Origin of the sequence: Allomuricauda sp. MMSF_3307, assembly GCF_030733585.1 — a bacterium.
In the GTDB taxonomy this organism is placed as follows: domain Bacteria; phylum Bacteroidota; class Bacteroidia; order Flavobacteriales; family Flavobacteriaceae; genus Flagellimonas.
Genome location: NZ_JASHIQ010000005.1, coordinates 262,158 through 276,215 on the forward strand (window position 1 = coordinate 262,158; position 14,058 = coordinate 276,215).

The 14,058-nt window shown below is 43.2% G+C and carries 13 protein-coding genes; 5 read left to right on the top strand and 8 right to left on the bottom strand.

Annotation, left to right across the window (positions count from 1 at the left end; all coding sequences use genetic code 11):
* Positions 1–44: 44 nt before the first annotated feature.
* The 8 genes from RBB12_RS13710 to RBB12_RS13745 form a co-directional block, all read right to left on the bottom strand.
* Positions 45–413: a response regulator gene (locus RBB12_RS13710; RefSeq protein WP_306013899.1), complete on the bottom strand. Its 369-nt coding sequence runs from the start codon at positions 411–413 to the stop codon at positions 45–47.
* Positions 410–3,097, bottom strand: a complete 2,688-nt coding sequence (locus RBB12_RS13715) for a sensor histidine kinase (RefSeq protein WP_306013898.1) — start codon at positions 3,095–3,097, stop codon at positions 410–412. The genes RBB12_RS13710 and RBB12_RS13715 overlap by 4 nt, the downstream gene beginning before the upstream one ends.
* Positions 3,098–3,363: 266 nt before the next feature.
* Complete coding sequence (locus tag RBB12_RS13720; RefSeq protein WP_179384849.1) at positions 3,364–5,079, bottom strand: sodium:solute symporter family protein; 1,716 nt, start codon at positions 5,077–5,079, stop codon at positions 3,364–3,366.
* A gap of 22 nt (positions 5,080–5,101) precedes the next feature.
* Positions 5,102–5,365: a DUF4212 domain-containing protein gene (locus RBB12_RS13725; protein WP_179384848.1), complete on the bottom strand. Its 264-nt coding sequence runs from the start codon at positions 5,363–5,365 to the stop codon at positions 5,102–5,104.
* 18 nt (positions 5,366–5,383) lie between these two features.
* Complete coding sequence (locus tag RBB12_RS13730; protein WP_306013897.1) at positions 5,384–6,589, bottom strand: hypothetical protein; 1,206 nt, start codon at positions 6,587–6,589, stop codon at positions 5,384–5,386.
* Positions 6,590–6,706: 117 nt separating this feature from the next.
* The gene (locus RBB12_RS13735; protein WP_127140688.1) at positions 6,707–7,120 is read right to left on the bottom strand and encodes a terminase gpP N-terminus-related DNA-binding protein; all 414 of its coding nucleotides are present in this window, start codon (positions 7,118–7,120) and stop codon (positions 6,707–6,709) included.
* 127 nt (positions 7,121–7,247) lie between these two features.
* Positions 7,248–8,201, bottom strand: coding sequence for a phosphoribosylaminoimidazolesuccinocarboxamide synthase (locus RBB12_RS13740; RefSeq protein WP_409557903.1), 954 nt, complete (start codon positions 8,199–8,201; stop codon positions 7,248–7,250).
* Between the two features lie 8 nt (positions 8,202–8,209).
* Positions 8,210–9,169 (bottom strand): PhoH family protein, encoded by a 960-nt coding sequence (locus RBB12_RS13745; RefSeq protein ID WP_179384844.1) that lies wholly within the window; start codon positions 9,167–9,169, stop codon positions 8,210–8,212.
* A 119-nt stretch (positions 9,170–9,288) separates the two neighbouring features.
* Here RBB12_RS13745 and RBB12_RS13750 point away from each other — a divergent pair, with 119 nt between their 5' ends.
* From RBB12_RS13750 to dnaN, 5 genes are all read left to right on the top strand, one after another.
* Complete coding sequence (locus tag RBB12_RS13750) at positions 9,289–10,119, top strand: S-adenosyl-l-methionine hydroxide adenosyltransferase family protein (protein WP_306013895.1); 831 nt, start codon at positions 9,289–9,291, stop codon at positions 10,117–10,119.
* Positions 10,120–10,422 carry a putative quinol monooxygenase gene (locus RBB12_RS13755; RefSeq protein WP_306013894.1) on the top strand — a complete coding sequence of 101 codons (303 nt, stop codon included), beginning with the start codon at positions 10,120–10,122 and terminating at the stop codon, positions 10,420–10,422. It abuts the gene before it with no gap.
* Positions 10,422–11,153: a gliding motility-associated ABC transporter permease subunit GldF gene (gene gldF, locus RBB12_RS13760; protein ID WP_306013892.1), complete on the top strand. Its 732-nt coding sequence runs from the start codon at positions 10,422–10,424 to the stop codon at positions 11,151–11,153. Before RBB12_RS13755 ends, gldF begins: the two co-directional genes overlap by 1 nt.
* The gene (gldG, locus tag RBB12_RS13765; RefSeq protein WP_306013891.1) at positions 11,153–12,817 is read left to right on the top strand and encodes a gliding motility-associated ABC transporter substrate-binding protein GldG; all 1,665 of its coding nucleotides are present in this window, start codon (positions 11,153–11,155) and stop codon (positions 12,815–12,817) included. Before gldF ends, gldG begins: the two co-directional genes overlap by 1 nt.
* Before the next feature lie 120 nt (positions 12,818–12,937).
* The gene (gene dnaN, locus RBB12_RS13770) at positions 12,938–14,056 is read left to right on the top strand and encodes a DNA polymerase III subunit beta (protein ID WP_179384839.1); all 1,119 of its coding nucleotides are present in this window, start codon (positions 12,938–12,940) and stop codon (positions 14,054–14,056) included.
* The last annotated feature ends 2 nt before the right edge of the window (positions 14,057–14,058 follow it).

The window sequence follows — 14,058 nt, forward strand, 5'->3', positions numbered from 1 at the left end:
GTTATTATGTACATTATTCGTTTAGTTTCTAGTTTTTAATTGTGTTACGCCAATAGCTCCTCTATTTCAGAAATTACCTTTTTCAGGGAAAATGGCTTGGTCAAATAACGATCTGCACCCATTTTCAAACCTTTTTCAACATCCTTCTCCTTACTTTTTGCCGATAGGAACACAATTTTGGTGTGTGCCAAATCCTCGTTGTCCTTAACCTGTTTCAAGGTCTCGTACCCATCCATTTCGGGCATCATGATATCCAAAAGAATAAGGTTTGGCTTTTCCCGGTTCGATATTTCAATGGCTTCCGTACCATCCCGGGCGATAAAAACCTCAAAATCCTTCTTTTTGAACGCATACTCCAACGACATCAAAATGTTGGGTTCATCATCCACGATCAGTATTTTTTTCTGCTTCATTGTTCCTTCGGTATTGAAAATCGTATAAGTGCTCCTTTTTTATAGTCTTTGTCCACGGAAATAGTCCCTGCATGGCTCTCCACTATTTTTTTGCAAATCGCCAAGCCCAATCCACTGCCTTGTGGTTTTTTGATGTTTTGGTTTTTTGACTGATAGAATTTATCAAAGATATATGCCTTGTCCTCATCGGGAATACCTCGACCATTATCCTTGACAATGACAGACACTTCCGTTTCGAGCTCTTCCAAAAGAATTTTAATTTTTCCCGTTTGTGGTTCCGTGAATTTAAGGGAATTTGACAACATGTTGGTCAACACTTGCAAAATTCGGTCTTCATCATAGGTCGCAAATACGTTCTGTTTTTTTGAAAATTTGATGCTCACCCCTTTCTTTGATGCAATCTGCTCCACTCCATGTATCGCCTTTCGTATAGTATCCGACATATCGTGTTCTTCCTTTTCCAATTCCGTTCGGTTACCTGACAGTTTTTCCAAATCAAGAATGTTCCGAATCAAGGTGTCCAATCGGTCGCTGTCCTTGTTTATATTTTCCAGAAACTTTATCCGTAGTTCGGCTGGCATATCGGCATCCTCCAGAACTTCGGAGGCGGCCTTGATGGACGTAACCGGTGTCTTGAGCTCATGTGCGACGGTATCCAAGAATTCATCCTTTAGTTTGTCCTGTATGCGAAGCTCCTCGTTTGCCGATTTGAGCTGCCGTGCCATGGCAGCCAATTCGTTGGACTTTTCCTGCAGCAATTTATTGTTGGCTTTGGTCTCCTTGCTCTCCTCCAAAATATGAAGCACCTCCACCAGGCTTATGGGGGTTTCTTTGGAAACAGAAGCCAATAGTATTTTTGCGGAGGCACTCCCAATGCTTCCGGTCAAAAGTTTCTCCGAAAAATTGATCAACCGTGCATCCGCACGTTCCTCGGTTTCCGAAATATTGTATTTTCTATTGAACAACTGCAAGGCCCTGTTAGTTCGTTGTTCTCCCAAAAATCGGTTCAATAGACGTTTGATGTCGGCCACATAGGCCTCACCCTTCCAGATGAATCCTCCTTCTTGTAGGTTTCCATAATTTTCATGGTTGACAAACATCTCCGCGTAGTTCCTTTCCCGATAGTTTCCTTTGGTATTTAGCGAAAAAGCGACAAAACTCAAGGTGTTGAATGCCATACTCCATAAAAAGGCATTGCTCTCCGGCGATAAATAGTCAAATCCAAAGGTCTGGGCAGGTTTGAACCATGCGTATCCAAACAACCCCTCCGTTAAAACATCTACATTGGGCCTAGCTATATTGCTGATTACAGGAAGAAATATGGTATAAAAAACAATGGCCAAGCCAACCAGCATCCCCGTTTCTGCCGCACGAGCGGTTCCTCTTCTCCATGTTAATCCCAAAAAGAAAGAGGGTGCCAGTTGCGCAATAATCAAGAATGATATCAAACCAATGGAATACAACGATAATTGCACGGAAAAGCGGATATAGAAAAAATAGGCTGCGATAATCAATAAGAAAATGGATATTCTTCTAATATTCTTGATACGCTTCGCATTCTCCTCAGGGTTTCCTTCTACCAATGTTTTGATAAAACCGTAGGGAATAACAATATTGTTGCTCACCATGGTGGATAGTGCCAAAGTGGAGACCACGATCATAGATATTACCGTAGTGAATCCACCAATAAAAACCATAACGGCCAATCCGTAGTCGTTTTGCTGCAAGGGCAACAACAAAGAATAATAATCATGGTTCACTGTTGCATCCAAACGTATGTTGCCTGCCCATGCGATACTGATTACAAAGACATTGAACAAGAGCAGGTATAGCGGAAACAACCAAATCGCCTTGCGCAAATGGTTCTCGTTGTCATTCTCCACCACGGCAACATGGAACTGACGAGGCAACAAAAAAATGGCGAAAAAGGATAAACAAATGGTGAACAACCAGTTAAAACCGTTCCCAAGTCCTCCAAAGGTGGTCAATTGGTCAAAATTTTCCCGTAGGCTTGCCTGTTGGTAAATATCCGTAGTGCCATCAAACAGATAAAAGGCAACATAGACCCCTATCGCCAAGAAAAAACAAAGTTTTAATATGGACTCCAAAGCCACCGTTGCCACAATTCCTTTGCGGTGTTCTGATGTATCGGTGGATAGGGTTCCGTAAAAGGCCACGAAAACGGCGATGAGCAATGCAATGTAAAAGGTGGAGTCGTCAAAAAATCCGGTAGATTGATAACTTCCCTTGGCCGAAATCAAGGAAAAGGTTTCGGATACTGCCTTTAACTGTAGCGAAATGTAGGGTATAATGGCAAACAAACAGGTTAAGGTGACCAAAGCACCCAATTGACGGTTATTCCCATATCTAATGGAAATAAAGTCGGCTATGCTCGATATTTTGTGTTGCTTAGAGATGCGGATTACCTTTTTCATAAGGACTATCCAAAGTGGCATGGCCAAGACAGGACCCAAATAAATGGCCAAAAAACTGATTCCGGAGCTCGATGCGATTCCCACACTGCCGTAATACGTCCAAGCCGTGCAATACACCGCTAAAGAAAGTGTGTATACATAAGGGTTGTTGGTCCATTTGCTTCTTTTGTTTTTTTCGGCAACATAGGCAATAACAAAAAGCATGGACAAATACAGCACAATGACCAATCCTACGGCATAGTTACTCATAGAATCGTTTTAAAATTATATACATCAAAACGACGGCAATCAACCAACTCGAAAAAATGAAAACGTAAAATATGGGAAAACCCAACACCTGTCCGTCCCCATCGAATAAAGTGACGAAGGGTACGTTCCATAAAAAGAAAAGTACTATGGAAATGAGGATTAATTTTTGCTGATGTCGCTTTTTCATTTTTAATTATGCTTGGCTCCATGGAAAATTACAAAAACGGTACGGTAAATTGATACCGCACCGTTTTGGCAACGCATTATTAATGTGAAGACGCTTCTCCTGCTCCGCTTGGTATGCGGATACGCTCCACAATTTCCTGTACTTCTTCCGGTGGTTCTGGAGTAAACCTGTTGACCACTAGTGCAACGATAAAGTTCACTATCATCGCAATGGTTCCAAAGCCTTCGGGAGATATACCAAACCACCAACTATCCTGAAGTCCGGCAACAGCTTCCTTACCACCGTCAAAAATTCCAAATTTGAATTTCAGCATGTAGAAGAGCATCAAACATAGACCGACAATCATACCGGAAATAGCTCCCTTGCTGTTCATTTTTTTATAAAAAATACCCAATATGATGGCAGGGAAGAACGATGCCGCCGCAAGACCAAAGGCGAGGGCGACCACTGCCGCCACAAAACCGGGCGGGTTGATTCCAAAATAACCTGCAATAACCACTGCAACGGCAGCAGAAAGTCGTGCTGCCCATAATTCACCCTTTTCAGATAGGTCTGGTTTAAGTACGTTTTTGATCAAATCATGGGAAACAGATGATGATATGACCAACAGAAGTCCAGCTGCTGTTGATAGTGCCGCAGCAAGTCCACCAGCGGCAATAAGACCAATCACCCACGCGGGAAGGTCAGCAATTTCTGGGTTGGCCAATACCATGATATCACGGTCTACGGTAAGCTCATTTATTTCTGGTGCGGCCACATACTGTATTTTACCGTCACCGTTTTTATCGTTATGGGCTATCAGTCCAGTGGTTTCCCAACGACTGAACCATTCCGGCATATCGTCATAGGCTTTTCCGCTTACCGTCTCGATCAGGTTGGTTCTGGCAAATACAGCTACCGCGGGGGCCGTTGTATACAAGATGGCAATGAACAACAACGCCAATCCTGCCGATTTTCTCGCATCACGTACGCGTTTCACTGTAAAAAAGCGAACGATTACGTGGGGCAAACCTGCTGTTCCTACCATAAGGGCAAGTGTGATGGCAAAGACATCAATTACACTCTTGGAGCCATCGGTATACTCTGCAAAACCAAGTTCGGTGGAAAGACCATCCAATTTATCCAACAGATAGGTTCCTGAACCATCGGCAAGGGTACCACCAAAACCTAATTGTGGAACGGGGTTGCCTGTCATCTGAATGGAAATGAAAATCGCAGGGACCATAAAGGCGAAAATCAACACACAATATTGTGCTACTTGGGTATAGGTGATTCCTTTCATACCACCCAAAACGGCATAGAACAAAACGATTACCATACCAATCACTACTCCTGTGGTGATATCCACCTCCAAGTATCTGGAAAACACAATCCCCACGCCGCGCATTTGTCCGGCCACATAGGTAAAGGACACGATCAAAGCACAGATTACCGCTACAATCCGAGCGGTTTTGGAGTAATAGCGTTCACCAATAAAATCGGGCACGGTAAATTTTCCGAACTTTCTCAGATACGGCGCCAATAACAGGGCCAAAAGCACATATCCACCGGTCCATCCCATCAAATACACTGCACCATCATAACCCGCAAAGGAAATGATCCCCGCCATGGAAATGAACGAGGCGGCTGACATCCAATCCGCTGCTGTGGCCATTCCGTTTGCCAAAGGGGAAACTCCTCCTCCTGCTACGTAAAATTCTTTGGTAGATCCTGCTCGGGACCAAATGGCAATTCCTATATACAGACCAAATGACAAGGCTACCAAGACATAGGTCCAAATTTGTACATCACTCATAATTGTAAATTTTGTTGGTTAATTACTTCTCGTCGTATCCGTATTTTTTGTCCAGTTTGTTCATGAGGCGAACGTATACAAAAATGAGTATGACAAAGACATAGATTGATCCTTGTTGGGCGAACCAGAACCCCAATTTAAACCCACCCAATCGGATGGTGTTCAATGCATCTTTAAATAGGATGCCGGCTCCGTAAGAGACAAGGAACCAGATAATCAGTAGTATCAATAAATATCTGAGGTTTTCTTTCCAATAGGCCTTGGCCTTTTGCTGTTCTTCTGACATAATTTGTTGGTTTAGTTGTTATAAATAAATATGTGCTTGTAACGTAATCATTCCCATTCCATCGGCATTACCTACCTTGGAATTTGCATACTCCAAGGTCAATTTGGAGTGATGGCCCGTCATATAAAGATTGGCTCCAACGCCCCATCTTGTTGTATTATCGTCAATGGCATCAATGGTCCTGGTTTGATAGGACAAGTAGGGTTGTAAACGCGATTTGGTGTCAGGCCCAGGAATCAAATAGCCTACATGGCCATAAACCATGTTGCCGGTTCCATACGGTCCCAAGTTAAAGTTACGACCATAATCATTATTTTGATACACCGCATAGGCTGTTATTGCTGAACCATCCTCACCAAGTGGTGCATCGTAAAAGGCATCCACAGCAAAAATGTTTACATCTTCCCCTTCCATATTGCCAACCTCATCCATAACCACAGCCCCATTTCTGTGATTGAGAAAACCTGCCCCTAAATTCAATATGCTTTTGGTACCGAGGTACGAACCTACTTTATAGGGAAGAAAGTTGGACTCCTCGTCGAGAAAATGGTAATCAAAATAACCTTGAACCACCTTGCCAGCTTCCCCTGCCCCCAATAGTTCACGTCCACGGTACACCGCTCTGCCGTTTGGAGTAGGGTCATTTCCAGAGTCGAGTGTATTGGTAATTGCCTCGTTATAGGACACTCGATACTGAAGACGACCTATTTTCCCTTTGGCATAAACACCCAAGTGCCTGGCAAACTGATCACTTAGGCCCAAGACCGCCCAAGAAGGACGGTTGTTGTCCAATGTCATGAAATTTAGCGTGCTACTATTGTTCAAGCGGGAAATCCCATTCCAATAATGGAGTCCAGCACCAACCGCTGCATTTTTGCTCAGGGTCCATTCTCCCCAAAAATCGTGGAAGAACAGTTGCGCGGATTCTCCTTTGCCCGTAGGGCTCAAATTGGACCCATTTAAACTATTGAGACCGAAATGGGTCAAAATCAAAAACTTTTTGTTCAATTGGGTGTAGGTAAGAATCCTGGCGCGTCGCACACTCAGGTTAAGATTACTGGCATCTTCGGGCACGTTGTCTGAATACTGGGCCCAGAATTGTCCCCATGCGATGATACGGAGATACTTGGTACCATCTTCATTAAAACTCACTTTGTAACCACCGGTGTACTCGGTGTTCCCTTGTGAGAAAGACTTAGGAACGACGCATAAAAATAAAGTCATTCCGATAAGCATTTGTTTCATTTCAGTTTGGTTGTTAGAGGGTTATGTGCCCTACGAACATCCAAAAAAATTACGCTGAAATAAAAACCAGTATACTTTTCTGTAAAATAGCTATACTTAATCCCTGAACCTATCCCATTTTATGAGCATAAACTTGTCCCCAAGCTCAGTTACCAACTGGCCAGCACCTTTGAGATTTTCAGGGTTTTGAAAGTATTTTTGTAGCTCGGTGTGGTTCAATATTTTGTAGGTGGGATGGTATTTGGAGTTGTACGGACGTTTGATATTGTACTTTCGGACCCAGTTCATGACGGACACGTGAGAAACACCGAGGATACGTTCGATTTCCCGATAGGCCAAACCCTCCAAATACAGCTGTAATGCCTTATTTACGAAGTAATCATCAATTTGTTTGCCCAACTTTGGAACCGTAAAATAGTAGTTGCAGGATTTACATTTATAACGCTGTCTATCTTGTACGACCCCTGCTTTGGTAAATACGGTTGAAGAGCAATTGGGACAACTTTCCATTGTAGATATATTTACTTAGCATAAATATATCAATTTAGCTTTAAATATGTATCAATAGGACTGTGAAAAAGAAGTGTAATCCCTAAAAAGGATGAAGTTTTATTGGGTAAATCTTAATTTTAGTAAACTATTTTTCCAAATACTCCATTACGTTGGATAAAATACGTTCTTGGAGGTTGGAGATATCACTTTTTACAAATGGTTCGCCCGTAATATTTTCGTAGAGTTCGATATATCGATTGGAAACCGACTCAATATAGTCATCGGACATTTCGGGAACGGACTGCCCTTCCAGTCCTTGAAATCCGTTGGAAATCAACCATTGTCTTACAAATTCTTTGGATAATTGCTTTTGGGCCTCCCCTTTTTCTTGCCGCTCTTCGTAGCCATCAGCATAAAAATAACGGGATGAATCGGGCGTGTGGATTTCATCGATCAGCACAATTTTCCCATCCTTGGTCTTACCGAATTCGTATTTGGTATCCACTAGAATAAGGCCTCTTTTGGCCGCTATTTCAGTCCCCCTTTGAAACAGGGCACGGGTGTATTTCTCCAGAATTTCATAATCTTCTTTGGAAACAATCCCTCTCTTTAAAATATCTTCTTTGGAAATATCTTCGTCGTGGTCGCCCTTTTCGGCTTTAGTGGCCGGGGTAATCATAGGTTCTGGAAACTTATCGTTCTCCTGCATCCCTTCGGGCATGGGAACACCACATAGCATTCTTTTTCCAGCTTTGTACTCACGGGCGGCATGGCCGGACATGTACCCACGAATAACCATTTCTACCTTAAACGGTTCACAAGCTTGGCCCACCGCGACGTTAGGGTCTGGAGTGGCCATCAACCAATTGGGAACAATGTCCTCGGTATCCTTCATCATTTTGGTCGCAATCTGGTTCAAAATCTGTCCTTTGTAAGGGATGCCCTTGGGCATTACCACATCAAAAGCGGACAGACGATCTGTAGCCACCATCACCAAAATATCATTTTCCAAGGTGTAGACCTCCCGTACCTTTCCTTTATAAACAGATTTTTGCCCAGGAAAGTTAAAATCCGTGGACATCAGCGTATTCATTCCCATATTATTCCCTAAAATTGATTTTGGTGCTCTATGTTCTTGTAGGCATCAATTACCTTTTTCACCAATTTATGACGAATCACGTCTTTATCATCCAAATAAATGATACTGATTCCGTCTACGTTTTTTAAAATAAGAAGTGCCTCTTTAAGGCCAGAGATTACCCTTCTTGGCAAATCAATCTGCCCTGGGTCACCTGTCAACAAGAACTTGGCGTTTTTCCCCATCCGGGTCAGGAACATCTTCATTTGCGCATGAGTGGTGTTTTGGGCTTCATCCAAAATCACGAAGGCATTGTCCAAGGTGCGCCCTCGCATAAAAGCCATGGGTGCAATCTGAATGGTTCCATCCTCAATGTATTTCTCCAGTTTTTCCGAAGGAATCATATCCCGTAACGCATCGTACAAGGGCTGCATATAAGGATCTAGCTTCTCTTTGAGGTCACCTGGTAAAAATCCAAGATTTTCCCCTGCTTCTACCGCGGGGCGTGTCAAAATAATACGCCTTACCTGCTTTTCCTTTAGAGCCTTAACTGCCAAAGCGACTCCCGTATACGTCTTTCCTGTACCTGCAGGACCTATAGCGAATACCATATCGTCCTTTTTACAGGCATCTACCAAACGTCTCTGGTTGGCTGTCTGTGCCTTGATCAACCTACCGCTCACGCCATGCACGAGCACATCGCCGCTACTGGAGGATGAGGCATAATCTGCCTTACTGGTGCTGGTAAGCACCCGTTCGATCATATTCTCATCGAGTTTGTTGTACTTGGCAAATTGGCTGGTGAGCTCATCAAAACGCTTATCGAATTCTTCAAGCAGTTCTTCGTCACCAAAAACCTTGATCTTGTTGCCCCGTGCCACAATCTTCAATTTTGGGAAATACTTTTTGAGCAGCTCAATATTGGAATTTTGTTGTCCGAAAAATTCCTGGGGGCTGATTTCCGTAAGTTCAATTATCAGTTCGTTCAAAAATAGTGAGGTGTTACAGTTGTTTTTGAAGAATCTCGTTCTTTCTTTTTTGACTAATTTTACAAACAAACTTAACTAAAAATCACTTTGAACGCGGAAAAACATATCAACAGTATTGTATGCCAATCATAACCCTAACTACCGATTTTGGATACAAGGACCACTACGTGGGTGCTGTTAAAGGGGCCATACTGAGCAACCTCCCCGAAACCGATGTTGTTGATATTTCGCATGCCATCAGCCCCTTCAATATTCAGGAATGTGCCTATATCCTGAGGAATGCCTACCATTCGTTCCCAAAGGGAACGGTTCATATCGTGGGGGTAGACTCCGAAATTTCTCCCGAAAATGAGCATATAGTGGTATTGGTGGACGGACACTATTTTGTGAGTGCCAACAGCGGGGTGATTTCTTTGATAACTTCTGAGGTAGAGCCCGAAAAAGTGGTGGAAATCCATTTGCCAAATGCCGAAGCAGGCGCCTTTCCGGTACTGAATATTTTTGTACAGGTGGCCTGCCATATTGCACGTGGCGGTAAATTGGAAGTAATCGGAAAACCATTCAGTAATTTGAAGGAACTCCGTGATTTTGAACCGCGCATCACTAATGAAGGGAGAACCATCTCAGGTAATGTCATTTACATCGATAACTACGGCAATGTGGTGACCAATATCCAAAAAAGTCTGTTCGAAGCCTACCGAAGCGGACGTGAGTTCGAAATTACCGCAAGGACCACTAAAATACGGCAGGTACACCAGAGCTATAACGGAATCATCAACTACAATCTGGAACGCAACCAGCGCAAAGGTCCGGGTGACGCTTTGGCACTGTTCAATTCAGCCGGCTACATAGAACTGGCCATTTATAAAAGTGACCTCAACTCGGTTGGTGGGGCCTCTTCCCTTTTGGGACTCAATTACAGGGACACGGTAACCATAAATTTCCTTTAAATGTTGATACGCATCGTAAAACTGACTTTTAAACCCGAAAATATTGCTAGTTTTGAGCAAATCTTTGAAGCATCAAAAAGTGGTATTTTAGCTTTTGAAGGCTGTAATATGGTAGAATTGTATCAGGATATCAAAAATTCCAATGTATTTTTCACCTATAGTTTTTGGGATACGGAATCGCACCTGAACAACTATAGAAATTCCGATTTCTTTCAAGAGGTTTGGGGCAATACCAAAAAACTGTTTGCCGATAAGCCCGAAGCTTGGAGCGTAACTAAAATTCAATCAACAAACCCATCTTAATGTTCGCAATTTTTAAGAGAGAGGTACGGTCCTTTTTTACATCGCCCATCGGTTATTTGATCGTGGGGTCCTTTTTACTGCTCAACGGTCTTTTTCTTTGGGTGTTTAAAAACGAGTACAACATTTTTGATTACGGCTTTGCCGATTTGGGCAACTTCTTTTTGCTGGCGCCTTGGATCTTTGTCTTTTTGGTGCCGGCCATCACCATGAAAAGCTTTTCGGAGGAACGCAAAATGGGAACCCTCGAATTATTGCTCATCAAACCTATCTCCATTTGGAAACTCGTCCTTGGAAAATTTTGGGGAGCCCTTCTGCTGTGCATCATTGCCGTTGTTCCAACCTTGGTATATGTATTTGCCATATCCAAATTGGGGATGGTAGAAGGCAACTATGATCTTGGCGTAGTGCTGGGATCTTACTTTGGATTACTATTTTTGATGGCCTGCTACACGTCCATCGGAATATTCGCCTCCACCCTATCCGATAATCAGATCATCGCTTTTTTGGTGGGAATTTTGGTCTGCTTTCTGATTTTTAACGGGTTTGATGCCATAGCGACCTTATTTTCTGATGGGGAAACCCAACAAATCATTCAATCGCTCGGGGCAAAAGCACATTTTGATAGCATTGCAAGAGGCGTGATAGACACCCGCGACCTAGTGTACTTTATCTCGCTGACCTTAGTGTTTCTGTACCTTACTTTTCAACGTTTAAAACAATTGCCAAGGTAATGGGAAAGTTCGCCGTAACCCTTTTAAAAGTAATAGTGGCCCTTGTGGCCGTCAATTTGTTGGCCAGTTTTGTCTACACGCGGTTCGACCTTACGGAAGACAAAAGGTATACCCTGTCCGAGCCCGCCGTTGAAGTAGCGCAAAAGTTTGAGACACCGGTTATCGTGGATGTATTGTTGGATGGAAATATTCCTGCAGAGTTTGCCAAACTGAAGGCCGAGACCATCCAATTGTTGGAATCCTTCGCATCCAAAAACCGTAATATCAAATTTAATTTGGTAGACCCCATGGAGGATAGCGAAAATCCGCAGGAAACCGTCGCACAGTTACAAAGTTTGGGTCTTCAGCCGGCAAACGTAACCGTTGAAGAAAACGGAAAAGTATCAAACGAACTGGTATTTCCTTGGGCCATGGTCAATTTTAACGATCAAACGGTGAGAGTGCCCTTGCTCAAGAACAAATTGGGTTCCACGGCAGAAGAGCGCATCAACAATTCGGTACAGCAACTGGAATATGCGTTTGCAGATGCCTTTACCAAGTTGAGCATTGAAGAAAAAAAGAGCATTGCCGTCATCAAGGGAAATGGCGAACTGGACGATATTTACATTGCCGATTATCTTACTACCATTCGGGATTATTACAACATCGGGGCCATTACCCTAGACTCGGTAGCTACCAATCCGCAAAACGTTTTGGACAAGCTGAAAGAATTCGACCTTGCCCTAATTGCCAAACCAACGGAAGCATTTAGCGATCAAGAGAAATATGTACTGGACCAATATATGGTTCAAGGTGGCAAATCCATTTGGTTGATAGATCAGGTAGCCATGGAAATGGACAGCATTTATGCCGGTGGCGGAGAGGCCATAGCCATACCCAGAGAGCTTAATTTGAAAGATCTGTTCTTTAAATACGGAGTGCGCATCAATCCTGTGTTGGTAAACGACCTCTATTTTACCCAAATTGTTTTGGCCACGGGCGAAGGGAATGATTCACAATACAATCCGCTGCCTTGGTTGTATTACCCTATGGTGTTCTCACAGAACAATCATCCCATCAACACCAATATTGAAGCGGTACGCTTTCAGTTTACCAGTCCCATGGACGTGTTGGAAAACGATTACCAAAAAACCATTTTATTGCAGAGTTCACCCCTGTCAAAAACAGATGGGATCCCCAGAGTGGTCAGTTTGGATATGATCAACCAACAGCCCGACCGGGAAACCTATACCAATGGCAATTTGCCACTAGCGGTTTTGATCGAAGGAAGTTTCACTTCCATGTACAAGAACCGGGTCAAGCCCATCAAGTTGCAGAACACCCTGGAAGAGGGTCCAGAAAATAAAATGATCGTGATTTCCGATGGTGATGTCATCAAAAACCAATTGCGCAACGGTAGACCGCTGGAACTGGGTTACGATAAGTGGACCAGTAGCTTCTACGGTAATAAGGAGTTCTTGGTGAACAGTACAAATTACTTGTTGGACAACACAGGGCTTATTAACATTCGAAACAAGAAAGTGGCCATCCCTTTATTGGACGTAAAGAAAATCGCAGCACAAAAAACCAAATGGCAGCTTGTAAACATAGGATTACCAGTGGTTTTGACCTTGTTGTTCGGTGTCTTTTTTGGGTACTACCGTAAACGCAAATTCACCGCTTAGGTGTTAATAAATTTGTTTCTCTGCTAAATCCATTTGGGATATATTTGTTTTTATTGATTTTATAGGCCCTTTGGAAGGGTTAAATTGCTAAAAAAGCAACTATACTAAAGTATTTCTTTGATGAAGTTTATTGTATCCAGTACATATTTATTGAAACAATTGCAGGTTTTGGGAGGAGTTATCAACAACAGCAACACCTTGCCCATCCTCGACAATTTCCTGTTCGATTTAAAAGAAAGTAAGCTTACTGTTTCGGCTTCCGATTTGGAGACCACCATGAGTTCCGTCTTGGAAGTGGATTCCGATTCCGAAGGAACCATTGCCGTTCCGGCACGTTTGCTTTTGGATACCCTAAAAACATTTCCGGAACAGCCCTTGACCTTTGTGGTAGAGGACAACAACACGGTGGAAATCAGCTCTAACCATGGTAAATATGCCTTGGCCTATGCCGATGGTGCTGAATTTCCCAAAGCTGTGGAGGTTTCCAATCCAAGTTCCACTACTTTGTTGGGAGACATTTTGGCAACCGCCATTAACAAGACCATTTTTGCTGCTGGAAACGATGACCTCCGCCCTGTGATGAGCGGTGTGTTTTTCCAGTTTTCCCCTGAAAATCTGACCTTTGTGGCCACGGATGCACACAAATTGGTAAAATATCAACGTCAGGACGTAAGTGCTTCCGAAGTAGCGGAATTCATCATGCCGAAAAAACCATTGAACCTCTTAAAAGGGATTTTGGCAGGTTCCGAATCCGAAGTGACCATCGAATACAACGATAGCAATGCCAAATTTTATTTCGATAATACCGAATTGGTATGTCGATTAATCGATGGGAAGTACCCCAACTACGAAGCGGTGATTCCAAAAGAAAACCCCAACAAGTTGACCATTGCCAGAAATCAATTCTTAAGCTCGGTCCGAAGGGTTTCCATTTTCTCCAACAAGACCACGCACCAAATCCGTTTGAAGATTGCCGGTGCCGAACTCAATATTTCTGCCGAGGATGTAGATTACAGCAACAAGGCCGAAGAAAGACTCTCTTGTTCCTATCAGGGCGATGATATGCAAATTGGTTTCAACTCCAGGTTCCTATTGGAAATGTTGAACAACCTATCGTCCGATGAAGTTTCTCTGGAGATGAGCTTACCGAACAGGGCAGGTATCCTTACCCCAATCGATGGATTGGACGAAGGCGAGCATGTGACCATGTTGGTAATGCCCGTGATGCTGAACAATTAAAC

Coding starts and splice junctions, on each gene's coding strand:
- RBB12_RS13710 (WP_306013899.1), bottom strand. CDS start 413: ATGAAGCAGAAAAAAATACTGATCGTGGATGATGAACCCAACATTTTG.
- RBB12_RS13715 (WP_306013898.1), bottom strand. CDS start 3,097: ATGAGTAACTATGCCGTAGGATTGGTCATTGTGCTGTATTTGTCCATG.
- RBB12_RS13720 (WP_179384849.1), bottom strand. CDS start 5,079: ATGAGTGATGTACAAATTTGGACCTATGTCTTGGTAGCCTTGTCATTT.
- RBB12_RS13725 (WP_179384848.1), bottom strand. CDS start 5,365: ATGTCAGAAGAACAGCAAAAGGCCAAGGCCTATTGGAAAGAAAACCTC.
- RBB12_RS13730 (WP_306013897.1), bottom strand. CDS start 6,589: ATGACTTTATTTTTATGCGTCGTTCCTAAGTCTTTCTCACAAGGGAAC.
- RBB12_RS13735 (WP_127140688.1), bottom strand. CDS start 7,120: ATGGAAAGTTGTCCCAATTGCTCTTCAACCGTATTTACCAAAGCAGGG.
- RBB12_RS13740 (WP_409557903.1), bottom strand. CDS start 8,201: ATGGGAATGAATACGCTGATGTCCACGGATTTTAACTTTCCTGGGCAA.
- RBB12_RS13750 (WP_306013895.1), top strand. CDS start 9,289: ATGCCAATCATAACCCTAACTACCGATTTTGGATACAAGGACCACTAC.
- RBB12_RS13755 (WP_306013894.1), top strand. CDS start 10,120: ATGTTGATACGCATCGTAAAACTGACTTTTAAACCCGAAAATATTGCT.
- gldF (WP_306013892.1), top strand. CDS start 10,422: ATGTTCGCAATTTTTAAGAGAGAGGTACGGTCCTTTTTTACATCGCCC.
- gldG (WP_306013891.1), top strand. CDS start 11,153: ATGGGAAAGTTCGCCGTAACCCTTTTAAAAGTAATAGTGGCCCTTGTG.
- dnaN (WP_179384839.1), top strand. CDS start 12,938: ATGAAGTTTATTGTATCCAGTACATATTTATTGAAACAATTGCAGGTT.